Annotated in this window: 19 protein-coding genes; 17 read left to right on the top strand and 2 right to left on the bottom strand. The window is 60.5% G+C overall.

Annotated elements, in window-relative coordinates:
* Positions 1 to 80: 80 nt before the first annotated feature.
* From SULPSESMR1_RS24220 to SULPSESMR1_RS24145, 16 genes are all read left to right on the top strand, one after another.
* Positions 81 to 851: a helix-turn-helix domain-containing protein gene (locus SULPSESMR1_RS24220; protein WP_231886331.1), complete on the top strand. Its 771-nt coding sequence runs from the start codon at positions 81 to 83 to the stop codon at positions 849 to 851.
* A gap of 318 nt (positions 852 to 1,169) precedes the next feature.
* Positions 1,170 to 3,191, top strand: coding sequence for a hydantoinase/oxoprolinase family protein (locus SULPSESMR1_RS24215; RefSeq protein WP_089423595.1), 2,022 nt, complete (start codon positions 1,170 to 1,172; stop codon positions 3,189 to 3,191).
* A gap of 11 nt (positions 3,192 to 3,202) precedes the next feature.
* Positions 3,203 to 4,975: a hydantoinase B/oxoprolinase family protein gene (locus SULPSESMR1_RS24210; protein WP_089423594.1), complete on the top strand. Its 1,773-nt coding sequence runs from the start codon at positions 3,203 to 3,205 to the stop codon at positions 4,973 to 4,975.
* Between the two features lie 116 nt (positions 4,976 to 5,091).
* Positions 5,092 to 6,420, top strand: a complete 1,329-nt coding sequence (locus SULPSESMR1_RS24205) for an ABC transporter substrate-binding protein (RefSeq protein ID WP_082852035.1) — start codon at positions 5,092 to 5,094, stop codon at positions 6,418 to 6,420.
* An 80-nt stretch (positions 6,421 to 6,500) separates the two neighbouring features.
* The gene (locus tag SULPSESMR1_RS24200; RefSeq protein ID WP_065331519.1) at positions 6,501 to 7,379 is read left to right on the top strand and encodes a branched-chain amino acid ABC transporter permease; all 879 of its coding nucleotides are present in this window, start codon (positions 6,501 to 6,503) and stop codon (positions 7,377 to 7,379) included.
* Between the two features lie 3 nt (positions 7,380 to 7,382).
* The gene (locus SULPSESMR1_RS24195) at positions 7,383 to 8,384 is read left to right on the top strand and encodes a branched-chain amino acid ABC transporter permease (RefSeq protein ID WP_065331518.1); all 1,002 of its coding nucleotides are present in this window, start codon (positions 7,383 to 7,385) and stop codon (positions 8,382 to 8,384) included.
* Positions 8,385 to 8,387: 3 nt separating this feature from the next.
* On the top strand, positions 8,388 to 9,200 hold the full coding sequence (locus SULPSESMR1_RS24190) for an ABC transporter ATP-binding protein (RefSeq protein ID WP_089423593.1): 813 nt from the start codon (positions 8,388 to 8,390) through the stop codon (positions 9,198 to 9,200).
* Positions 9,187 to 9,900 (top strand): ABC transporter ATP-binding protein, encoded by a 714-nt coding sequence (locus tag SULPSESMR1_RS24185; RefSeq protein WP_065331517.1) that lies wholly within the window; start codon positions 9,187 to 9,189, stop codon positions 9,898 to 9,900. Before SULPSESMR1_RS24190 ends, SULPSESMR1_RS24185 begins: the two co-directional genes overlap by 14 nt.
* Before the next feature lie 18 nt (positions 9,901 to 9,918).
* Positions 9,919 to 12,363, top strand: a complete 2,445-nt coding sequence (locus SULPSESMR1_RS24180) for a GcvT family protein (protein ID WP_089423592.1) — start codon at positions 9,919 to 9,921, stop codon at positions 12,361 to 12,363.
* 3 nt (positions 12,364 to 12,366) lie between these two features.
* Positions 12,367 to 13,557 (top strand): MFS transporter, encoded by a 1,191-nt coding sequence (locus tag SULPSESMR1_RS24175; protein ID WP_089423591.1) that lies wholly within the window; start codon positions 12,367 to 12,369, stop codon positions 13,555 to 13,557.
* A gap of 336 nt (positions 13,558 to 13,893) precedes the next feature.
* Positions 13,894 to 16,065 carry a ParB/RepB/Spo0J family partition protein gene (locus tag SULPSESMR1_RS24170; protein WP_089423590.1) on the top strand — a complete coding sequence of 724 codons (2,172 nt, stop codon included), beginning with the start codon at positions 13,894 to 13,896 and terminating at the stop codon, positions 16,063 to 16,065.
* A gap of 125 nt (positions 16,066 to 16,190) precedes the next feature.
* Positions 16,191 to 16,571 carry a DUF3768 domain-containing protein gene (locus SULPSESMR1_RS24165; protein WP_089423589.1) on the top strand — a complete coding sequence of 127 codons (381 nt, stop codon included), beginning with the start codon at positions 16,191 to 16,193 and terminating at the stop codon, positions 16,569 to 16,571.
* A 116-nt stretch (positions 16,572 to 16,687) separates the two neighbouring features.
* The gene (locus SULPSESMR1_RS24160; protein ID WP_089423588.1) at positions 16,688 to 16,984 is read left to right on the top strand and encodes a hypothetical protein; all 297 of its coding nucleotides are present in this window, start codon (positions 16,688 to 16,690) and stop codon (positions 16,982 to 16,984) included.
* 79 nt (positions 16,985 to 17,063) lie between these two features.
* Positions 17,064 to 17,447 carry a DUF6878 family protein gene (locus SULPSESMR1_RS24155; protein ID WP_089423587.1) on the top strand — a complete coding sequence of 128 codons (384 nt, stop codon included), beginning with the start codon at positions 17,064 to 17,066 and terminating at the stop codon, positions 17,445 to 17,447.
* Position 17,448: 1 nt separating this feature from the next.
* Positions 17,449 to 17,925: a DUF6915 family protein gene (locus SULPSESMR1_RS24150; protein ID WP_089423586.1), complete on the top strand. Its 477-nt coding sequence runs from the start codon at positions 17,449 to 17,451 to the stop codon at positions 17,923 to 17,925.
* Positions 17,926 to 18,030: 105 nt separating this feature from the next.
* On the top strand, positions 18,031 to 18,666 hold the full coding sequence (locus SULPSESMR1_RS24145) for a hypothetical protein (RefSeq protein ID WP_089423585.1): 636 nt from the start codon (positions 18,031 to 18,033) through the stop codon (positions 18,664 to 18,666).
* A gap of 262 nt (positions 18,667 to 18,928) precedes the next feature.
* On the opposite strand, the gene SULPSESMR1_RS24140 is transcribed toward SULPSESMR1_RS24145, so the two are convergent.
* Both SULPSESMR1_RS24140 and SULPSESMR1_RS24135 read right to left on the bottom strand, forming a co-directional pair.
* Positions 18,929 to 19,867 carry an ornithine cyclodeaminase family protein gene (locus SULPSESMR1_RS24140; RefSeq protein WP_089423584.1) on the bottom strand — a complete coding sequence of 313 codons (939 nt, stop codon included), beginning with the start codon at positions 19,865 to 19,867 and terminating at the stop codon, positions 18,929 to 18,931.
* 15 nt (positions 19,868 to 19,882) lie between these two features.
* Positions 19,883 to 20,542 (bottom strand): TetR/AcrR family transcriptional regulator, encoded by a 660-nt coding sequence (locus SULPSESMR1_RS24135; RefSeq protein WP_089423583.1) that lies wholly within the window; start codon positions 20,540 to 20,542, stop codon positions 19,883 to 19,885.
* Between the two features lie 119 nt (positions 20,543 to 20,661).
* Between SULPSESMR1_RS24135 and SULPSESMR1_RS24130 the strand changes: the two genes are divergently transcribed.
* A complete protein-coding gene (locus SULPSESMR1_RS24130) occupies positions 20,662 to 22,707 on the top strand; it encodes an NADH:flavin oxidoreductase (RefSeq protein ID WP_089423582.1) in 2,046 nt (681 codons plus the stop codon).

Raw genomic sequence — 22,707 nt, 5'->3', positions numbered from 1 at the left:
GTTCACCAGCGGTATAAGCCGGGCGCGCGGGGATAGATGATGAATGCCAGACGCTTCGATGGAGCCGCAGCAGGGAAGGGATGTGTGACAGTTACGATCACAAAAATAAAAATTCTCCATCGAAAGTTCATTTTTTATTGCTGCCTGCGCCGGAACCGGGCCATCATACTTGTCCACGACCAATGAAAAGTACCGGCTCCATGAACAAGAAGACACCGTCACTGGCGAGATCCACTGCGCTCCGGGGGCCCATTCAGGCTGAGCCAATTCAGGATTTGGGTGAAGTTCTGGAAGCCGGGGCGCTGGTCGGTCAGGAGATCAAGGATCTGAGGCGCGCAAGCAACGTCACGCTGAGCGAGCTTTCAGATGCCACCGGTCTGTCCAAGGGCTACCTCAGCCAGATCGAACGCGGAATTTCTTCGCCCTCGATCAAGGCATTGCATTCGATCAGCCGTGCACTTGGCGTGAACATCTCATGGTTCTTTCCTTCCCCGGCCGAGGATGACGATGAATTCCGCGAGTTCGTCGTGCGCCGCGACCGGCGGCGGCGACTGGAATTCGAGAGCGGCATATGTGACGAGCTTCTGTCGCCAAACCTGGCGCGCGGCATCGAATTGTTGCGCTGCACGTTCCGTCCGCATTCCTTCAGCGGCAAGGAAGATTACAGCCACAAGGGCGAGGAGGCGGGATTTGTCGCGTCGGGCAAACTCACGCTTTGGCTCGACGGCAAGGAAATCTCCCTGTCGTCCGGTGACAGTTTCGCCTTCGAAAGCTCGATCCCGCATCGCTACGCCAATGAAAGCGACGAGGAGACGGTGATCATCTGGGCGATCTCGCCACCGTCTTACTGATTCGACCCTTAGTCGGGTCAACGGCCTCCGGTTTCCCAAACGCTTGCCGTGTTCGGTGTACGCCGTCTGATGTCGCGCCGAACGGGCGGTGGCGTCGTGACCAGCACCCCCGCGTGATCGTTTCCGTGCCTTTTTGCCCGCAGTTTCCGGGATTGGCTTTGTATGGGCCAAAACCCTCGTCTGAGGCGCGTCCAGGCGATCTCAGCTCAGGCGTCGCGCCAAAAAATGGGGCAGAAATTTAAAAAAATAAAAACTTGACACATGAGTGACAGTGAAGTGAACATATGATAATGAAAATTCACAAACAGGGAGAAACGCATGTGGCGCGTCGGAATTGATGTTGGTGGGACGTTCACCGACTTCTTTGCATGGAACGAAGAGGATGGGTCTTACAAGACCGCTAAGGTCCTGACCACGAAGGATGATCGCTCGCGCGGGGTTCTTCAATCCATTGAGACCGCGGGTATTCCGTTCGACCAGATCTCGTTTCTGATGCACGGAACGACAACTGCGACCAATTCGCTGATCGAACGCGATTACCCCGATGCGGCCTTTGTCACGACCGAAGGGTTCCGGGACACGATCGAGATCGGGCGTCAGCACCGCAAGGCGCTCTACGACCCGTATCAGACCAAGCCCAAGCCGCTGATCCGCCGTCGCCATCGCTTCACCATCGACGAACGCATGTCAGCCAAGGGAGACGTGCGCCGGGAACTCCGGGAAGACGCCGCGCGGGAGATCGCACGCGAGATCAAGGCGCGTGGCTATGGCTCGGTCGGGGTCGGCTTCATCAACTCCTATGCAAACGACGCGCATGAGAGAAAGATGCGCGACATAATCCTCGAAGAGGCACCCGGCGTGCATGTCGTCATTTCGTCGGACACCCGCCCGGTGTTCCGCGAGCACGGCCGGTTCACGACGACCGCGATCCGCGCCTGCCTCATGCCGATCATGACGCATTACTTCGACCGTCTGTCCGAGGTTCTGGCCGAGCGGGGCTTCACAGGAAAGCTGCTCATCCTCAAGAGCAACGGCGGCGTCATGGGCGCGCAAAACGCCAAGCTGCGTCCCGAGGAGCTGATCGAATCCGGGCCGGCAGGCGGGGTGGCCTATGCCTCCTACCTGTCCATCCATGCAGGTTTCGAAAACATCATTCATACGGATGTCGGCGGCACCAGCTTTGACGTGTCCATCGTCGAGAAGGGTGAGGGCCTCATCACCCGCGACCATGAGCTGGAATGGGAAGTTCCGGTCGCCGTGCCGATGCTCGACATCCACTCCGTCGGCGCCGGTGGCGGCTCCATCGGTTGGGTCGATGAGGGCGGATCGCTGCGGATGGGACCCCAATCGGCAGGCTCGACACCTGGCCCTGCCTGCTACGGCCGGGGCGGAACCGAGCCGACGATCACGGACGCGAACCTCGTTCTCGGACGTCTGAACCCGTCGCTCAGCGACAAGTTCGAACTGGACAAGGCGGCTGCTGAAGCTGCCATCGATCGCCTAGCCAAGAAAATCGGGTTGTCGCGTCTGGAAACGGCCGACGGCATGATCAAGATTTCCTGCGAAACCATGGCGCAGGCGGTGAAGGGCGTGGTCGTTGCCAGGGCCCGCGATCCGCGCGATTTCGTGCTTGCCAGCTTTGGCGGCGCGGGGCCGATGCATGCCTGTTTTGTGGCCCAGGCGATGAGCATTCCGCAAGTGGTGATCCCGGGCGCGGCCGGTGTAGCCTCGGCCTTCGGCGCCACGGCCATGGACATGCGCCACGATATCGAAACCTTCCACTACGCGGCGCTCAGCGATGTGAAGGTGGCCGATCTGAACCGGCTCTATGACCGGATCGAAGCGGATGCGCGCGCGCGTCTCGCCGCGGACGGGATCTCCGACGACAACATGGAGCTGCGCCGCACGGCACAGATGCGCTATGTGGGCCAGACATACGAGGTGGAGACGGATATCCCCTCGGGTGAACTGACCGACGCGCATATTCCGCAGATTGCCAACGCGTTTCACGCCGCGCATGAAAAGGAATACGGGGTGTCGAACGAAGCCTTCGAGATCGCCTTCGTGTCCCTCAGCGTCACCGCGGTCGGCAAGATGAAAGAACCGCCGGTCTACGATTTCAGCGGTCAGCAGTCTGTCGAAAGCCACGCCACCCGGTCGGTCTATTTCGATGGCACCTGGCACGACACCGAACTTTACGACGGCAAGAACATCGCGCCCGGCGCGCGTATGCAGGGCCCTGCCGTTGTCGAGTATCTCGACTCCATCGCTGTCATTCCGCCGAACTGCTCCGGCGAAGTCGACAAAAGCGGCAACCTTGTCGTCACCATCGGGAATTGAGGAGAACAACCATGTCTACCGAAACCAAAGGACGCTTCGGCGAAGTCGACGCCGTCACTTTCGAAGTGCTGCGCAATACGTTCGAATATGCGTGCAATCGCATGTCCACGATCATGCAACGCACCTCGTTCTCGCCGATCCTGGCCGATATCCTAGACTTTTCGAATGCGGTCTACGACCCCGAGCTTCGCCTTCTGGCACAGGCCGCGAACTGTCCGGTCCATCTGGCGGCGATGCAGTACAGCGCCGACGCGGCGGCCCGAAAGTATCCAATCGAGACTATGAAACCGGGCGATATCTATGCGCTGAACGATCCCTATCAGGGCGGCACGCATACCAACGATATCACCTTCATCATGCCGGTCTTCTACGAAGAGGAAGTGCTTGGCTTCGCGGTGAGTCGCGGTCACTGGATGGACCTGGGTGGCGGTGCTGCGGGGGGGATGTCGTTCTCGACCCACGTGGCCGCCGAAGGGCTGCGCATCCCGCCGATCAAGCTCTATGAGAACTATGAAATCAATCCCGATTTCCTGGCGATCATCATGAACAATACGCGGACGCCCTTCTTTATCGAAGGCGACCTTCAGGCGCATCTCGGTGCGTTGCGGGCCGCCGAGCAGGAACTGCAGCGCGCCGCCCGGCGGTATGGGCTGACGACGGTGAAGGCCGCGATGAAGGAGTTGATCGGCTATACCGAACGCATCATCCGCAAGTCGATCGAAGAGATCCCCGACGGTGTCTATTACGCCGAGGATTTCGCCGATACCGACGGCTTCTCGCCCGATCCGGTCAAGGTTGCGGTGCAGCTGACTGTCAAGGGGTCGAACATCCATGTCGACTTCAACGGGTCGGACCCGACCTGCAAGGGCTCGATCAATTCGCCCTACGCCAATACGGCCTCGGCGGCCTATTACTCGCTTCAGTTCTTCCTTGCGCCGCATGCGCCATCGAATGCCGGGATGTTCGTGCCGATCACGCTCGATATTCCCGAAGGAACCTGGCTGAACCCGCAATGGCCGGCGCCGACGATCGGGTGTACCACGCTGACCTCGTCCAAGATCACCAGTGCGATCTGGCAGGCGCTGGCCCAGGCGATCCCCGACCGCGTCACCGGCTCGACCTGTTCAGAATGCAACTGGTTCGTCTCCTCCACGAAGGATGAGCACGGCAACGCGAACGTGTTCTCGGATCTGCCGGCCGGTGGCTGGGGTGGCACGCCCTATAACGACGGGATGAGTGTTACGATGGACCCGCTCGGCAACTGCATGAACATGATGGCCGAAACGGCGGAACTCTTGTTCCCGATCGAGTACGAAGCCTTCGAATTGCGGCCCGACAGTGCCGGTGCCGGCAAGTTCCGCGGCGGCCTGGGAGCGAATTTTAAGGTCCGCTTCCTGTGCGAGGGCGAGATGAACATGGAAACCTCGCGGACCCGCGAAGGCAGCCCCGGCGTGAACGGCGGTCTGCGCAGCGACGTGCAGCGCTCCAAGCATCTCTATCCGGACGGGCGCGAGATCGTGATCGGTGGCCTGACCGAGAACGGCGACTGGTGCAGCCCGCTGCTGTCCAGCCACCCGTTCAACTACGACGAGGTGTTCCAGTTCGAAAGCACCGGCGGCGGCGGCTGGGGCGACCCGCGCGAGCGGCCTGCCCAGAAAGTCCTGGACGACGTTCTGGATGGTTATGTGTCCATCGAAAAGGCTCGGGACGCATACGGTGTCGTGATCGATCCCGAGAACATGACACTGGACGAAGCGGAAACGGCGCGCCTGCGCGCCGCCTAGCGAATACCCGGCGCCCCATGTCCTGGGGTGCCGGTCTCTTCGGGAAATCCACCGAAAACCACACGGCGCGACTGCGTGCGTGAACAAAGAAAAATTGCCAACAGGGATACCAGACCATGGAAAAGAAAATCAACTCACCGGCTGTGCTCAGCACGCGCCGCAAGTTCCTGGCAACGGGTGCCGGAACCGCTTTCGGGGCTGGGCTTTTGGCCTCTGTCAACGAGGCCAACGCTCAGCAATCGGGAACCATCCCGATCGGACAGATGGCATCGCTCACCGGTCCACTGGCGGTCGACGGAATCGAACACAAGAACGGCCTGGAAATGGCCTGCGAGGAGATCAACGCCGCCGGCGGGATCCTCGGTAAGATGCTGGAGCCGACGACGCTCGACAGCAAGAACCAGACCGCCGAGGAGGTCAGCGCCGCCGCACGGCTGCTGATCGACCGCTATGGGTCGCACGCGATCATCAACGGCTACAATGTCGGCGCCAATCAGGCGGAATACGATCCCATCGCGGATGCGGGGATTATCTACATTCACTACAACACGTCCATCGGGCACCATGAAGCGTTCCAGAGCGATCCCGAGCGCTACACAGGTATCTTCATGGCGGATCCCGCGGAATACTACTACGGTGTGGGCCTGCCGGTGATGCTGGCCTCGCTACGCGACCAGGGTCTTTGGAAGCCCGACAACAACAAGATCGCGCTCGTCACGGGCTCGCTTCCCTATTCCACGGTGATTTCCAACGCGATCCGGGATACCGCGCCGCAATACGGTTTCGAAGTCTCGTTCGAAGAGATCGTTCCTGTTCCGACTACCGAATGGGGCGCCGTCCTCAACAAGGTGCGCGCCGAACAGCCTGCCGTGATCGCGAACACCCATTTCTTCCCTGCGGATCTGGCGCAATTCCAGATCCAGTTTGCCGAGAACCCGACCAACAGCCTTGTCTACATGCAGTATGGGCCGCTGCTCAAAGCCTTCTCGGAGATCGCGGGCGAGGCCGCCCGGGGTGTCATGTCGTCATCGGTCATCGGCATTCTGCCCGACGAGATCGGCAATGCCTTCCGCGACGCCTATTGGGCCAGATTCGGGGAGACCGCCGAAGCCGACCCGGGTGCATCGACCTATTCCGAGATGTATCACTACGCGATTGCGGCCGCTCTGGCCGGCGGAACCGGGGAGCCGGGCGACTACGAGCAGAACCGCAAGATCGCCGACAACCTGCGCCGCTTCTCATTCCGCGCGCCGTTCGGCACCTTGCGCTATGCTAAGGAGTTCAACGCAGCCCTGCCATATCCGACCATCTCACCGGATGCATCTCTGGCCATGCCGCATCTGCTCTACCAGATCAAGGACCCGGCCGCGGCCGTGCCGAAGAAGCTGATTTTCCCCGAACCCTATAACGAGGTCGCGTTCGAAACCCCGCCCTGGTTCACCTGAGCAAGACGCATGACGTCGCGCCTCGGGGCTCTGCCGGAGCCCCGAGTGCAAAACCACCAAGGAAAAACTGGAGCCAGGCGATGGAGCTTCTGACTGGAATTTTGACCAGCACGATTGCGTTGGGCGCGATCTATGCCGCGAGCTCGGTCTCGCTGGCGCTGCTATGGGGCAGCATTTCGATGCTGAACCTCGCGCATGGCGCCATGATCGTCATCGGGGCCTATGGCTCGGTGGCCGTCGTGACAGGGCTGGGCCTGCCTTGGTGGACGGGGCTTCTGGGCGGCATGATTGCGGGCGCTGCGGGCGGACTACTGCTCTACGTCTCGCAGGTCCGGTGGATCTTCGGCAAGGCGAATTTCGATCTGCGGATCATCATCCTCACCATGGCGTTCAGCACCATCGTGGTCGATCTCATCAACAACCTGATAGGCGCAAAGATCCTGCGACAACCGTTTCAGGTCGAGGGTCGGTTCGACCTCGGCGCGCTGTCCATCGGGCACCAGACCCTGCTGGTCGTCTGTTGCAGCGCGCTCATGGTGCTGCTGCTGCAACTCGTCGTGCACAAGACCAATCTCGGCCGGCTCATCCGGGCCGTCTCGCAGGACATCACCGCCGCTCGGCTGAACGGCGTGCCGGTGCAGGCGGTGATTTTTCAGGTGACGGTTCTCGCCGGGATCATCTCGGGCGCCTCCGGCGTGCTGCTGACAAGCTCGACGACCGTCTATCCCGGTGCCGGGTTCGATCCGCTGCTCAAGGCGCTGATCGTCTGCGTCCTGGGCGGGCTCGGCAGCATTCCCGGTGCGCTGGCCGCGTCATTCGCGCTGGCTGGTCTGGAAACCACCGTGCAGTACACGCTCGGTGTGAAATGGGGGTTTCCCGTGTCGCTTCTCGTCGTGGTGCTGGTGCTGGTCTACCGACCGACCGGTCTCTTCGGGCGCCAGGAACTGGAGAGGAATTGACCCATGCGTTCAATGAAATCCCGCGATCTTCTGATCCTTCTTCTCTTTGTCGGCGTCCTGAGCCTTTTGCCCGCGCTGGGACTGAGCCGCTACGTTCTGGGGCAGATCACCCTGTTCATCCTGTGGGCGGCCGTCGTGTCGCAGTGGAACCTGGTCTTCGGCGTCGCCGGCATCCTGTCGATCGGCCATATGGCTCTGTTCGCGGTGGGCGGCTATGCCACCGCGCTCATGGGCCTCTATTTCGGCATGTCGCTATGGTGGACCCTGCCGGTGGCGGCTCTGGCGGGGCTGCTGATGAGCCTCGTCATGGCCTTTGCCACGTTCCGGCTGCGCGGCGCTTATGTCGTCGTGGTCACGCTCGCAATCGCCATGACGGTCTATCAGCTTCTGGTGACCGATGTGGCCTGCTTCCGGCAGACCCAATCGGTTTGCTATTCCTTCTCCGGCGGCGCCCGCGGCCTGTCGCGTTTCGGCGATTTCGGGTTTCGCGAGCTACTTGGATACAGCAGTGCGCCGCTTGGCAATTTCTACCTGTCGCTCATCATGCTCGCGCTGTCGATACTGGTCGCGATCATGGTCGTCTACAGCCCCTATGGGCAGGCCTTTAAGGCGATGCGCGACAACGAGGTCTGCGCCGCGTCGCGAGGTATCGAGATCCGGAAATATCAGGCCATCGTCTTTGCCGTCTCCGGAGTGTTCACCGGTTTGAGCGGAGGCGTCTATGCCGGGGTGATCGGCACGTTTGGTCCGCAGGTTCTCGAATTGCCCACGCTGCTGTTCCTGCTGTCGATGATGGTCGTCGGCGGCCGCGGCACCATTTGGGGCCCGGTGGTCGGCACGATCGTGCTGGCGCTTATCGACGAGGGCTTCCGCGACCTCGCGGCATGGCGCAACACCGCCTATGCGGCCGTTCTTTCGATCATCCTGCTCACATTGCCGGAGGGCCTGATGGGCGGTTTCGCGTCACTCAGGAAGTGGGCCTTGAGCCCCAGGAAGGAGGGCTGAAACGTGACCCATTCACCGCAACATCTGCTCGAGGTGCGCGGCCTGACCAAGGCCTATGGGGCCATGAAGGCGACGAACGATCTCAGCTTTCATGTCGACCGCGGCGAGGTTCTCGGCATCGGCGGTCCGAACGGCGCCGGGAAGACCACGCTGTTTGATCTCTTGTCCGGGGTGACCCCCCCGACCGCCGGGAGGATCCTGTTCGAGGGCGCCGATATCACCGGGCTCGGCGCCTCGGCGATCTGCCATCTCGGCATTAGCCGCACCTTCCAGCTAAACGCCGTCTTCAACTCGCAGACGGTCGCCGACAATCTGAAGACCTGCGCCTATTTCGGCAGCGAAAAGCGGCTCGTGCCCGGGTTGAGCTATGACCGCAGGTCCGAGATCCGCGCGGCCGAGGTACTCGATCTGACCGGTTTGACGGACTATGCGGACGTGATGGCGGGTGCCTTGCCGGTCTTGCAGCTGAAGCTGTTGATGATCGGATGCGCCATCGTGAGCCATCCCAAACTGCTGCTGCTGGACGAACCGGTCGGGGGGCTCAACCCGGCCGAGATCGAAACCTGCGCGGCGGTCTTCAGACAGCTTCGGGATTTTCGCGGGACCACCATCGTCGTGATCGAACACGTGATGAGCTTCATGACAGCCTTTGCGGACCGGATCATGATCCTGCACCACGGTGCGAAACTGCACGAAGGGACGGCGGGCAGTCTCGCCGACAATCCCGAGGTCGTGGATGTCTTCCTCGGTGTGTCCGGTGCTGCAGACAGCCGCAGGGGAGCACAGGCGGAGGAGGTCGGAAATGCCGCTTCTTGAAGTCAAGGATTGTCACGCCGGTTACGGCACAGGGTCGATCCTGAACGGGATCGACCTGACGGTCGCGAAAGGCGAACTGATCGGCATTGTCGGCCCGAACGGTCATGGCAAGACGACGCTGCTGCGCGCGATATCGGGCCTGTTGCCCAGGACCCAGGGCAGCATCGCGCTGAACGGTCGATCCATCCTCGGGCTGGCGCCGGAGAAAATCGCGCGGATGGGGCTGGCCCATGTGCCGCAGGGCGATCTGGTCTACAAGAACATGACCATTCTCGAAAACCTGCTGGTCGGCGGCTATGCCAACCGGTCGGATGCAAGGTCCCAGGCGCAACTAGACAAGGTCTTCGCGCTCTTTCCCAAGCTCGAACAGCGCGCGGAGCAGATCGCCAGCTCCCTGTCGGGAGGTGAGCGCCGGATGCTGGGCATCGGCCGCGGCCTGATGATGGGGGATTGCCGCCTGCTGGTGCTGGACGAGCCTTCGCTCGGCCTGGCGCCGGTGGTGATCGACCAGATCTATGCGGCCATCGACGAATTGCGCGCGACAGGGATGACGATCGTCGTGGTCGAAGAGAATATCGCCCGGGTGGCCAACCATGCGGACCGGCTGCATCTGATGGATGGCGGCCATTTCGTCTGGTCCGGTGTCCCCGCGGAAATGCATGAAAATCGGAAAATAATCGACACCTATCTGGGTGCTTGAAAGACAGGAGCTACATTTATGGGCATTCCAAACACGGCAGATGTGGTTATCGTAGGCGGCGGCGTTGCGGGCTGCTCCATCGCATATCATCTGACCAAGCTGGGGATTACCGATGTCGTGTTGTGCGAGCGCAAGCAACTCACGAGCGGCACGACCTGGCATGCGGCTGGACTCGTGACGCAGCTCCGTGCGACGCGAAACATGACACAGCTTGCCCAATACACCGGCGAGCTGTTTCGCGATCTGGAGGCGGAAACGGGGCAGGCGACGGGCTTCAAGCAAAACGGCGCGCTGCGCCTTGCCACGCATGACGCGCGCTTCGAGGAACTGAAACGTGGCGTGTCCATGGCCCGAAATTTCGGGCTCGAGGCCGACGTCGTCTCCGCCGGCGAAATCCGCGAACGCTGGCCGCTGGTCGAAGTCGGCGACATCGTCGGCGGCATCTGGATGCCCAATGACGGGCAGGTCAATCCCGCCGACGTGACGATGGCGATGGCCAAAGGCGCGCGTATGCGCGGCGCGCGGATTTTCGAACAGACCCCGGTCGAGCGCCTGATCGTCGAGAACGGAAAGGTGCGGGGCGTGAAACTCGCCGATGGCGAGATCCGCGCCGACCGCGTCGTCATCGCGGGTGGCATGTGGTCGCGGGAATTCGCGGCGCAAAGCGGCGTCTCCCTGCCGCTCCACGCGGCAGAGCATTTCTACATCGTGACCGAGCAGATGCCCGATCTGCCCCGCGAACTGCCGGTGCTGTTCGTCGCCGATGAGTGTTCCTATTACAAGGAAGACGCTGGCAAGCTGCTGCTGGGATGCTTCGAGCCCGAAGCGAAACCCTGGGGGCACAACGGCATCCCCGAGGACTTCTGCTTCGACAGCCTGCCCGAGGATTTCGATCATTTCGAACCAATCCTCGACATGGCCGTCAAACGCGTGCCGGCGCTGGCTAACGCGGGTATCCAGCTGTTCTTCAACGGCCCCGAAAGCTTCACGCCCGATGACCGCTACCTTCTGGGAGAGACGCCCGAAGTTGAGGGGTTGTTCTGCGCCTGCGGGTTCAACTCGGTCGGCATCCTGTCGTCCGGTGGCGTCGGCAAGGCGCTGGCGGATTGGATCAACGACGGTCACCCGCCGATGGAGCTGGCAGATGTCGACGTGCGCCGCATGCATTCCTGGCAGTCGAACAAGAGCTATCTCTTCGACCGGACCAAGGAAACGTTGGGCTTGCTCTACAAGATGCATTGGCCTTACCAGCAATATGAAACCGCGCGCAATGTGCGCCAAAGCCCGTTTCACGACCGCCTTGTCGCTCTCGGGGCCTCGATGACCGAAGCTGCCGGATATGAGCGGCCGGGCTTTTTCGCGCGCGATGGCCGCTCGACTGAGATCGGCTATTCCTTCGGCCCGCAAAGCTGGTTCGAAGACGCGCGCGCTGAATGTTTGGACACGCAATCAGCCGTGACCGTTTTCGACCAGAGTTGCTATGTGAAATTCCGGGTCGAGGGCCGAGACGCTTGCCGCATTCTCAACAACGTGTCAGCGGGAAATGTTGATGTTGCTATGGGCAAGGTCGTCTACACCCAGTGGCTCAACCCGCGCGGGGGTATCGAGGCGGATGTCACGATCACCCGGCTTTCAGAAACAGCCTATCTAGTCGTCACCATAGCCGCCAGCCAGACACGCGATCTGTCGTGGTTGCGCCGCCACATTCCCGACGATGCGGCTGTCGTTGTCACCGATGTTACGCCCGGCCTACCGATGCTAGCGATTATGGGGCCCAAATCCCGTGCGCTGCTTGAGAAGGTTTCTGGTGCCGACCTGTCGAATGCCGCCTTCCCGTTCGGGACGAGTCAGGAGATTGCCGTCGGATATGCGACCGTCAGGGCGAGTCGGCTGACCTTTGTCGGCGAGCTTGGGTGGGAACTCTATATCCCGGCGGATTTCGCGATGCATGTCTTCGACAAGATCGTCGAGGCCGGTCAGGAATTTGGCCTTAGCCATGCGGGGTTCTTTGCGCTCAACAGCCTTCGGGTAGAAAAAGGTTATCGGCACTGGGGGCATGACATTGGCGAAGAAGACACTCCGATCCAGGCGGGGCTCTCGTTTGCCGTGGACTATAATAAAGCTGAATTTGTCGGCCGTGATGCTCTCTTGCGTGCGCGAGACGCCGGTGTGCCTACAAAGCGGCTTGTACAATTCCAACTGCCCGACGGATGTCGAAAGATGCTCTATCACGAAGAGCCAATCTACAAGGAAGGTAGGATAATCGGATCTATTACCTCTGGTGGATATGGGCACAGGCTCGATCGATCGATGGGCATGGGATACATCTATAACGCCGACGGTGTCACTCGCGACTTCATCAATGCCGGTGGATTCGAGATTGAGATCGCCTGTGAACGTTACAAGGCAACTGCGTCACTCTCACCTTTCTTGGACCCAAAGAACGAGAGGATCAAGGTGTAGACAATGATTGGCAGAGTTGACGGAAATGACGCGCTGGGAGTAGGTCTGCTTTCTCCCCCAGTGCTGATTGGCTGTCTTACTAACAGCTGCATGGGTGTAATGTATGCGTGGAGCTTGTTCCTGTTACCGATGGAAAGGGATCTCGGGCTGAGCCGGGCTGAGTTAAGCTTGGCTCCGTCATTGGCACTGGCGTGTTTCATGCTGGGAATGATGCTACAAAAGGCAGTATCAACGAGATTGACCTTACGCGGCACTGCTTTGCTTTGTTTTTCACTGGCTGGTGGCGGGCACTTTCTGTTTGGCTTTTGGCCAACATTGACGTCGCTTATTATTGGCTATGGCATGGCTTTTGGGACCGGCTCAGGCTTGGGGTACGGGTTCGCGCTTGAAATGGCTCAATTCGCAAAAGAGCGAAATCGTTCTCTAGCGATTGGTGTCATAGTGTCGTGTTTTGCCTTGTCTGGGATCCTTATTTCTAGCGTTTTTGCACGGGCGATTCTGCACAGTTCTCCAGCGACATCATTTCTTGTCATCGGTTTCGGAATACTTCTGCTCGGAGTTTTTGTTGTTTTTAAAACTGATGGTTCTCCTCAGACACCTACAGAAGAAATTCAAGAGCGTACTGGCTCTGAAGTCTTTACGCTTCGCTTTGCGATTATGTCCTACTGTTTCTTCGCAATTTGCTTTGCCGGGCTGTTAACTATCTCGCATATATCCGGTATTTTGGAAGAAATTGGCGTTCCAAGTAGGCTTCTTGGACTAGGCGCGGGCTTGTTGAATTTAGGATATATAATAGGATCCATTTTTGGTGGCAGGTTTGTCGATTGGGTTCAAGGCAGAAGTGCGTTGTTTTTTGTCTGCTTGCTTACGGTCGCTGCGTTATTGATGATACGTTCGGACAGCTTCTTGATCGTTTGCGTAGCGACCGTATTTGTTGGACTGTGCTTTGGTGGTTCGGCGTCGCTGATACCCGTATTGATCGGGCGTGAATACGGCATCTCGCAGATTGGGAGGGTCTATGGTAAAATGATCTTCTCATATGGCCTCGCTGGGCTGATAGCTCCTTGGGCAGGAGGGCTTCTATATACCCAAACAGGTTCCTATTCGGTCCCGCTTGCGGTCACCACTGTATTGGCTTTCGTGGGTTTAATCGCTTCTATCTACTTTAGCTTTGCGCTCATGATGAAGCGCTAGTACTCATTGAAGCATGGTCGAATCAGAAATAGCGCTTGATCTTGCGATTGATTTTTGAAAGCGCGGGACTCGACCGCCCCACAAATTCGCGTACATGCATTTGGTTTCACGCTACTTGGCAACCGGTTTCTGTGCCTGGAAATTCAAGCGAGGGTAGCAGCGTCCCAATGGCGGTCCTTCGTGCAGCATTGAGTTTTCATGAACAATTGTCACTTCGGATTTGAACCAACGCGACTATTCTCGACCGGCAAGAGCTCAAGAAAGGGAAGCCCGGGTGCCGGGCTTGAAAGGATAGAGAGAGGCTCATCCGGGTCCGGCGTGACAAGGACTCTGACCATGGCCAAGACCACGACCCGTCCGAAACCCACCAACGCAAAGACGACCGAAGCCGCCGGATCGGCAACGCCTGAGGGCGCTGCCGACATCCGGATGATCCCGCTTGATCAGCTGGAGACCAGCCCCCTCAACGTCCGCAAAGTCGCCGCCAGCACCAACGATGACGCCGAGCTTCTTTCCAGCATTCGCGAAACCGGTATCAAGCAGAACCTGGTAGTTCATGCGCTGTCTGAGACACGGTTTGCGGTCGATGCCGGCGGCCGCCGCCTCAAAGCACTGAAGCAGCTCGCCGAAGACGGTGTGATCCCCGCGGATCATCCAGTGCCCTGCCTCGTCGAGGACGAGCGCAACGCCATCCTCACCTCCGCCACAGAAAACCTCCAGCGCGCAGCCATGCATCCCGCCGACCAGTTCGAGTCCTTCGACAAGCTGATCGCCGAGGGTCGCAGCGAGGACGAAATCGCGTTGAAGTTCGGTGTCTCCGTCGACCTGGTGCGCCGTCGCCTCAAACTCGCCCGTGTCGCGCCCGAGATCATCGAGCAGTTCCGCGCGGGGGATCTGACCCTCGAATGCGTGATGGCCTTCACCCTGACCGACGACCATGATCGCCAGCTGGCAGTCTGGAACGTGGTGAAGGGCGGCTATCACATCCATCCCCAGAGCATCAAACGCCAGCTGACCGAGACCGCGCATTCGGCGAACTCGGCCCTCGGGCGCTTCGTCGGGATCGAAGCCTATGAGGCGGCGGGCGGGGTTTTGCTGCGCGATCTCTTCGATGATCGTGCCAGCGCCCATATGGAAAACCCCGAGCTCCTGGAGCGACTTGCGATCGAGAAGCTGCAGGCTGCGGCCAAGCCCTTCGAGGAGACATGGAAATGGGTTGAGGTGCATCTTTCCGTGGATTACGGTGCGTTTCGCAGTTTCGGGCGGGTCTATCCGCAGGACATCGAACCCGATCCGGACCTTCTCGCCGAAGAGGCCCGCCTGATTGAACGCGAGGAAGAACTGGCGGCGCAGAATGACGGTGAGGACTGGTCTGAGGCGGAGACGGAAGAATACTATGCCATCGAGCCGCGCCTGCGCGAGATCGAGGCCCTGCAGCGTGAACGTCAGCCCTACGGTGAAGAAGATCGCGCAATCGCCGGTGTGGTGCTGACCATCGGTCATGACGGCGCGCTACGGGTCGAGAAAGGCCTGGTGCGGCCCGAGGATATTCCCACCGCACCCGAGCCGGACGACGCGCGTGCTGACGCGGGTGATGCTTCCTCCCCTGCCGGGCCGCATGTGACGCCGCCGACCTCCTCTTCGCCCGTGCCGACCTCCGACCCGGCGGCGACCTTGCGCAAGGCGGATGGGATTTCGGCGAGCCTCGCCGACGATCTGCGGGCGACGCGCCAGCACATCCTGCGGGCGCATCTGGCGGCGGATTTCGAAGTGGCGTTCGATGCGATGCTCTATTCGCTCTGCGAGCAGGCGCTGTCACGGTCCTACAACAACGAGGCACTCGACATCTCGATCCGTCCCTTCCAGGCTCAGAATCGTGAGGTCTTGCATGCCGATACCGTCGCCCAGAAGATGCTCGAGGCGCTGGAACAAGACCTCGCCACCGACTGGATGAAGCTGGAGAAACCCGAGGACTTCCGGGCGATGTCGGCGCTGCCCCTTGCCGACAAGCAGGCGCTTTTCGCCTGGGCGACGGGTCTGGCGGTCAAACCCCAGCTTTCCTCCGACAATCGTCCTTCCCCGATCATCGAGGAGATCGGCGCGCGGCTCGATGTCGATGTGGCTGCCTGCTGGCGCCCGACTGCCCAAAACTACTGGGGTCGGGTCAACAAGGGGCATGCGGTGGCCACGGCACGCAAGCTGATCGGTGACGACTACGCCGAGGATCGCAACCGCGAACGCAAAGGCGATATCGCGGCCGCGACGGAGCGGGCTTTTGCGGAAACGGCCGGCGAGACAGAAGGTTTCGACGCCGCAACGGTTGCAAGGTCGACGCGGTGGCTGCCCGATGGGATGGTATTTTCTGGTGCATCGGATAGTGGCCTCGACCTCCCCATTGATGCGGCGAAAACCGCCTTTGGCGAAGATGAGTCCGGTGAGGAGTCCATTTCAGCCTCGGATGACGAACCGGATGCCTTGCCCGCCTTTCTCAGCAGTGATGCCGCCTGAGACCTAGGCGCCGCTCTGAACCCTGACTAACCCATGGGCCGTCCTCGCGCAGAGGGCGGCCCTTTCCCGCTGACGGGTTTCACGCAGCCGATATCGGATCGGCTGGCCCGTCCCGGAGATATCCCATGACCACCACACTCGATCTCGATCCCGTTAAGGAAGCCGAATTGATCGCCGGGCAGAATGATGCCTTTCGTCGCTCCATTCTCGGGACAACCCCCGTCGCGAATGCTCCGCAGGGCCAGTTCGTGATGACCCGTGGTGTTGCAGCACTAGGGCCGGACGCCCAGCTCGCTCTCACCCGCCGCGTCGCTTCGTTTGACGCGTTCAACGCTGACAGCGATCCCCATGGCTGGCACGAGATGGGTGTCATCGACTTTGATGGGACTACGGTCTGGTTCAAGGTCGATTTGTACGACGTCGACTTCATGCACGGCTCGCCCGAGCCCTCCGATCCCGAACAGACGCGCCGGGTTCTGACCCTGCTTCTGCCATCGGAATACTGACGCCTCTCTTCTCCAACATCACCTCGGACCGTCCTTGCACAAAGGGCGGTCCTTTCGCGCTGGCGGGTTTCCATGGGGCGCGATGATCGCGTTCCGCCCGCCGCAGGAGACCAGAGATGGCCAAGACACTCGACTATCAGATCACCCTCTATCCCGCGCACCGCGACGGCGCCTTCGTCGTCACCCAGTTCCAGATGATGGCGAATTACCCCGAACAGCGCATCCAGGCCGCGGGTATGGACGACCTGATCGATCAAGTGACGCAGTTCGCCATGGAGCATGGTGAGAGCTGCAGCGCCTCGGTGCGCTGCCTCGCCCCGCGCAAACCGCCGGGGTTCAAGCGCGCGACCGAGAATCTGTATTTCAACCTGGTTGACCGGACGGCTGAGAAACGCGGCGATGCCGCGGCCTGAAGCCCCCAGCAGGAAACTTCCTGGGCGACCAGTTGCAACGGTCGCCCTCCCCTTCCCTCAATTCCAAAGGATCGAAGACATGACACAAGTAAATGATTTTTACGCGCAGATGCTGGAAGCCCAGCGAAGCGCCGCCGAGCAGAGGGTTGTGACCCGTGCCGCCCTTCTGACCGAACTGCGTGCCCTTGGCGTGACGAACATCGTGGTGCATTATGAAGGCTATGGCGACTCCGGCAATGTCGAGGATGTCGTCGTGACGCCAGACACGATCGCTTTCTCAGAAGAGTTGCGCCACCGGGTCGAAGATTTCGGCTGGGACTTCGCCTATGCGCTGAGCCCTGGGTTCGAGAACAACGAAGGCGGCTATGGCGAACTGACCTGGGTGCTCGAGACTGACAAGATCGATGTCAGTCATTCGAACCGCTATATCGAAACCAACACCACCGAACATGAGGGGCTTTGATATGGCACATCCCCTCCACCACGCGGAAAGCTCGGCCCGAAAGTTTGGCGGTGCTCCAGATGACTATCAGTTCGTACATGACTGGTTTGACTCATCGAAAGAGCACCTGGCCCTCTTTGTTCACCGAGCCTACCGCCATCATACGGCCGGAATCTATGATGCCCAACGGATCTTCGGACACAGCCTGACCAACAGCGCGGGCCGGGTCGTCCCGATCCGCTGGATCGGTGAGCAGCATGTGCGCGAAGACTGTCAGGGCCGTATTCCATCGCTGGCGGACTGGCTGGGACGCATTCAGCCTGAGCCTTGGATGGCCAATGGCCGGATCGACAACGATCCGACGCACATCGGCCGCAATCCGCGTGCGGTCTGGATCGAGGCGGTCTCCAATCACCAGACCATTCTTGGTTTCGAAGACTGGCTTCTCAAGGTCTCTGTCGAGCACGTCCAGCATCGCCTGAACCGCGACGCCGCCTGATCCGCCGAGCGGCAAACTCACCAACCACTTGACCACGTCGCAATCGACCCGCCTGTGTCTAAACCGGCCTGGCGGGTCGATTGCGTTTCAAGAGAGGACATCTCCATGCACGACCTTGTCTATGAGGAGGCCTACCAGGGCCACATCATCAAAATCTACCACGACCCCGACGCAGAAAGCCCTCGGGAGTGGTCCAACCTCGGCACATTGATCTGCTGGCATCGCCGCTATCGGCTGGGTGACAGCCATCAATTCGATAGCCCCGAGGCGTTCCTGCGCATTCTCGCGGGTATTTCGGATCAGTGCGATCTTACGATGAACCAGCTGGGCGACCGCGCTGGACGCAAGGCGATCCTGCTGCCCGTCTTTCTCTATGACCATTCCGGTCTCGCGATGAACACCATCGGGTTCCACTGCCCGTGGGATTCCGGCCAGGTCGGCTTCATCTACGTCACGCTAGAGGAGGTTCGGAAAGTATTCGGCGTGAAACGCGTCACCAAGGCACTGCGTGAAAAGGCTGAAGACATCCTGCGCGGCGAAATCGTCACCTACGATGCCTATCTCGGCGGACGGGTTTACGGCTATGTCATCGAGCGGGATGGCGAGGAAGTAGACGCCTGCTGGGGGTTCGTCGGCGACTATGAAACGGGTTGTTTGCCCGAAGCGCGGGAGGCGGTGCCCATACCGTCGCCGGGTCAAACACGTCAGTCCGCTGCCGCTCAAGCGCAGGCACTCCCTTAGAGGCCTGGACGGGCTGAAAATGACCACACTTTTGCGCAGAGCCCAAGCGGATCAGCATTGCTGCAATGCGGAATCAACATGGCACAGCTATTGTGCGGTCGCAGCATGACCACTATGTCTCGAATATGATCGGTTCTCTCCTCCTCCCTGAGCCGATCTGAGCTAAACGGCGGCATCCACCTCCTCCCGGATGCCGCCTTTTTCCTTTTGAAAACCATAATAGGTAAAAAATACCTCAAGACCCGGTGGTCGTGCAGGGCGTTCAAGTATCGGACACAAGACTCGAGATGTAGCGCGCCGTCATCAGATCGAGGTGAGCGCCACCGCCGTTCTTGTAGACCGTGATCTCGTCTGGGCTCCTGCGCGCCGAAGCGCCGTCCATTGCAAGATCGTACAAGTCGCCGATGACGCTTGCCTCGGAGATTGCCCCGCTCGCGATCGGCATCATTAACTCGCCAATGTGATGGATGGTTGTCTCTCGGCTGTCGACATAAAGGGACGCGCTTGAGATCAGATCGTCATCTGCCTCGCGCATGTCCGCCTTGTAGGCGCCGATAAGATCCACATGGGTTCCCGGACGTAGCCACGCGCCCCGAAGTACCGGCTCGCGGGCCATGGTTGCGCAGCTGATGATGTCGGCCTGTCCTGCCGCCTCAGCCAGGTTGGGGACCGCTCCGACAGTGAACGCCCCGGGCGGCCATTCGGCAGCGAGGACGCGCGCCTGCTCCGGGCGCCGTGTCCAGATCGACACGCGCTTGAGCCCCGGAAACACCGCAGTGTAGGCCTCGATCAGGCTGCGCGCGACAGTGCCTCCTCCGACGATCAACAAATGCCAGCTGTCGGGTCGCGCGAGATAGGTTGCGCCTAGAACAGAGTCGGCAGCCGTTTTGATTTCGGTGACGAGGCGACCTTCGATGACCGCTTCAAGGCATCCGTTCGTTGGCTCGAACACCAGCATCCCGCCCTGGATCGTCGGCAAGCCCTGCCGCGAGTTGTCGTCGAACACCGTGACTGACTTCACCCCAAATCCCAAACCTTCGATCCAGGCGCCACGGCTTAAAAGAGTCGCGTCCCCAGGCCCGAGAAACATGTCGGCGACCTGTGCGCGCGGCAGACGGTGCCCCTCCCGCAGAGCCGCCACGGCGTCCGGCCAAGATAGATGTTCGATGGTGTCATCGTAGGTGATCTGGCGAATGGTCATGGCGACGTCGTATCCTCAGGTCGCAACTGTAGGGTCGAATTTCAGGCGCGCGTAGAACCGGGCCAGTTCACTCGGGCTCGGCGCTTGCCCGCAAAAGGTCTTCACATAGCCGGGTGCCCGCGCCATCCGTACGACCCTGGCCTCGGAAACCTGCATTGCGATGTAGCCAATCTGGGTCAGGTAGACGGTCCGCGCCCGGACATCCGCCTCATCCTCGGCGAACCCGAAGCGCATGAACATCGCCCGGATCGTTGCCAACCGGGCCTGGTCGGCCTCGTGAACCCGTGCCGCGGCCAGGTCGGACTTGTGCGCCCATCCCCGTATCGCAAAATCGAGTTGCGGCTCGAAGAGCGCCTCATCGTGGAAGACCACAATCAGATTCAGGACTGCCTCGGAAATTGTCTCTGCATAGGTGCCGCAGGCCTCGATGAAGGCGCCGGTGTTCTTGACATCCCACTCCTCCAGCAACGCATCCAAGAGCGCATTCCGGTCCTTGAAGAACCAATAGAAGCTGGTGCGCGCAATCTGCAGCTGGCTCGCCAGCGGCTGAATCTTCACCGCATCGACGCCCGAAGAGATCAGCGCCTGTCTCGCGGCGTCCATCCAGACCTCGCGCGACCCACGCCAGCCGGTGGTCTTTTCGTCGGATTCGAGTGTTTCTTTCTTTGCGGTCATGGCGTCAACATTAGTCCGCCGTGATGGTGGTCACAAGGAAAATATACAGACATGAACCTCTACTTGACATATCTGAACATTTTGAGGATACAGACGCTATCCGCCAAGGAGGCCCGCCCATGTCCAACGATCCCCTTCTTCAACCCTATCAACTCAAACACCTGACGCTGCGGAACCGGATCATGACCACCAGTCATGAACCGGCCTATCCCGAAGACGGGATGCCGAAAGAGCGCTATGCCGCCTATCATGCGGAGCGCGCCAAGGCCGGGGTGGCATTGGCCATGACGGCTGGTTCGGCAGCGGTGTCCAAGGACAGCCCGCCCGTGTTCAACAACATCCTCGCCTACAAGGACGAGGTGGTGCCGTGGATCAAACAGCTGACCGATGCCTGCCATGACCATGGTTGCGCGGTGATGATCCAGCTGACGCATCTGGGCCGTCGGACCCGCTGGGATAAAGGCGCATGGCTCCCGTCGGTATCATCGACCATGCACCGCGAACCGGCCCACCGGGCCTTCCCCAAGCGCGCCGAAGACTGGGATATCGAGCGCATCATCACCGACTTTGCTGATGCGACCGAGCGGATGAAGGCTGGCGGTATGGACGGGATCGAATTGCAGGTCTACGGCCACCTGCTGGACCAGTTCTGGTCACCCCTGACCAACGATCTGGACGGGTCCTATGGCGGGCAAAGCCTCGACAGCCGGATGAAGCTGCTGATGGACGTGCTCGCCGGTATTCGCGAGCGGGTGGGCAACGACTTCATCGTCGGCCTGCGTTACACGGCGGATGAGGCCGAGGTTGGGGGGATCACGCCCGAGGAAGGCATCGAGATTTCCAAACGCCTGGCTGATTGCGGCATGGTCGATTTCCTCAACGTGATCCGGGGTCGCATCCATACCGATCCGGCGATGACCGACGTGATCCCGGTCCAGGGCATGAAGAACGCCCCGCATCTGGATTTCGCAGGCGAGGTGAAGAAGGCGACCGGGATGCCGACCTTCCACGCGGCCAAGATTCCCGATGTGGCCACCGCCCGTCATGCCGTTCAGGCGGGGCTCTTGGACATGGTGGGCATGACCCGCGCCCACATGGCCGATCCGCATATCATGAAGAAGATCGTCGAAGGGCGTGAGGACGACATCCGGCCCTGCGTCGGCGCCACCTATTGTCTCGACCGTATCTATGCGGCGGGCGAGGCTCTTTGCATCCACAACGCGGCCACCGGGCGCGAGTTGACGATGCCGCACGAGATCGCACCGGCCGAGACCCGCAGGCGCGTGGTCATCATCGGTGCCGGCCCAGCCGGGCTGGAAGCGGCCCGGGTCGCGGCAGAGCGCGGTCACCACGTCACCGTTTTCGAGGTCCAGCCCGATCCTGGCGGGCAGGTCCGCCTGACGGCGCAGAACCCACGTCGGCGCGAGATGATCTCGATCATCGACTGGCGGATGGCGCAATGTGCGGCCCGCGACGTCGAGTTCCGCTTCAACACCTGGGCCGAAGCCGGCGACGTGACCGACCTGAACCCCGACGTGGTGATTGTCGCCACCGGCGGGCTGCCCAACACCGGCCTGTTCGAGGATCGCACCGATCAGCCTCTCGTCGTCTCGGCCTGGGACCTGATTTCGGGCGACGTGAAGCCCGGGCAGGATGTTCTGATTTATGACGAAAGCGGCGATCATCCCGGTGTCATGGCCGCAGAGATTGCGGCAAACGCGGGTGCTAAGGTCGAGGTCATGACCCCTGACCGGACCTTTGCCCCAGACATCATGGCGATGAACCTCGTGCCTTACATGCGGGCGCTGCAGGACAAGGATGTGACCTTTACTGTCACCCGTCGCCTGAAGGCCGTGGAAAAGGAGGGTAACCGTCTCAAGGCCACGATCGGGACGGACTACAGTAGTTTTACCAGCCAGAAGACCTACGACCAGATCGTTGTGAACTATGGCACCCTGCCGCTAGACGATCTCTACTTCGAGCTGAAGCCCCTGTCCTCCAATGGCGGTGCGGTCGACCACGACGCCCTGATCGAAGGGCGTCCACAGGCCGTGATGCGCAACCCGGACGGCAGCTTCCAGCTGTTCCGCATCGGCGACGCGGTCAGCGCCCGCAACACCCACGCGGCAATCTACGACGCGCTGCGGCTGATGAAGGATATCTGA

This window comes from Pseudosulfitobacter pseudonitzschiae (genome assembly GCF_002222635.1).
In the GTDB taxonomy this organism is placed as follows: Bacteria; Pseudomonadota; Alphaproteobacteria; order Rhodobacterales; family Rhodobacteraceae; genus Pseudosulfitobacter; species Pseudosulfitobacter pseudonitzschiae_A.
This window is presented reverse-complemented; position numbering and strand designations above follow the sequence as displayed.

What these genes read in the sequence shown, in the direction of transcription:
- SULPSESMR1_RS24220 (WP_231886331.1), top strand. Translation starts at nt 81, where the DNA reads ATGTGTGACAGTTACGATCACAAAAATAAAAATTCTCCATCGAAAGTT.
- SULPSESMR1_RS24215 (WP_089423595.1), top strand. Translation starts at nt 1,170, where the DNA reads ATGTGGCGCGTCGGAATTGATGTTGGTGGGACGTTCACCGACTTCTTT.
- SULPSESMR1_RS24210 (WP_089423594.1), top strand. Translation starts at nt 3,203, where the DNA reads ATGTCTACCGAAACCAAAGGACGCTTCGGCGAAGTCGACGCCGTCACT.
- SULPSESMR1_RS24205 (WP_082852035.1), top strand. Translation starts at nt 5,092, where the DNA reads ATGGAAAAGAAAATCAACTCACCGGCTGTGCTCAGCACGCGCCGCAAG.
- SULPSESMR1_RS24200 (WP_065331519.1), top strand. Translation starts at nt 6,501, where the DNA reads ATGGAGCTTCTGACTGGAATTTTGACCAGCACGATTGCGTTGGGCGCG.
- SULPSESMR1_RS24195 (WP_065331518.1), top strand. Translation starts at nt 7,383, where the DNA reads ATGCGTTCAATGAAATCCCGCGATCTTCTGATCCTTCTTCTCTTTGTC.
- SULPSESMR1_RS24185 (WP_065331517.1), top strand. Translation starts at nt 9,187, where the DNA reads ATGCCGCTTCTTGAAGTCAAGGATTGTCACGCCGGTTACGGCACAGGG.
- SULPSESMR1_RS24180 (WP_089423592.1), top strand. Translation starts at nt 9,919, where the DNA reads ATGGGCATTCCAAACACGGCAGATGTGGTTATCGTAGGCGGCGGCGTT.
- SULPSESMR1_RS24175 (WP_089423591.1), top strand. Translation starts at nt 12,367, where the DNA reads ATGATTGGCAGAGTTGACGGAAATGACGCGCTGGGAGTAGGTCTGCTT.
- SULPSESMR1_RS24170 (WP_089423590.1), top strand. Translation starts at nt 13,894, where the DNA reads ATGGCCAAGACCACGACCCGTCCGAAACCCACCAACGCAAAGACGACC.
- SULPSESMR1_RS24165 (WP_089423589.1), top strand. Translation starts at nt 16,191, where the DNA reads ATGACCACCACACTCGATCTCGATCCCGTTAAGGAAGCCGAATTGATC.
- SULPSESMR1_RS24160 (WP_089423588.1), top strand. Translation starts at nt 16,688, where the DNA reads ATGGCCAAGACACTCGACTATCAGATCACCCTCTATCCCGCGCACCGC.
- SULPSESMR1_RS24155 (WP_089423587.1), top strand. Translation starts at nt 17,064, where the DNA reads ATGACACAAGTAAATGATTTTTACGCGCAGATGCTGGAAGCCCAGCGA.
- SULPSESMR1_RS24150 (WP_089423586.1), top strand. Translation starts at nt 17,449, where the DNA reads ATGGCACATCCCCTCCACCACGCGGAAAGCTCGGCCCGAAAGTTTGGC.
- SULPSESMR1_RS24145 (WP_089423585.1), top strand. Translation starts at nt 18,031, where the DNA reads ATGCACGACCTTGTCTATGAGGAGGCCTACCAGGGCCACATCATCAAA.
- SULPSESMR1_RS24140 (WP_089423584.1), bottom strand. Translation starts at nt 19,867, where the DNA reads ATGACCATTCGCCAGATCACCTACGATGACACCATCGAACATCTATCT.
- SULPSESMR1_RS24135 (WP_089423583.1), bottom strand. Translation starts at nt 20,542, where the DNA reads ATGACCGCAAAGAAAGAAACACTCGAATCCGACGAAAAGACCACCGGC.
- SULPSESMR1_RS24130 (WP_089423582.1), top strand. Translation starts at nt 20,662, where the DNA reads ATGTCCAACGATCCCCTTCTTCAACCCTATCAACTCAAACACCTGACG.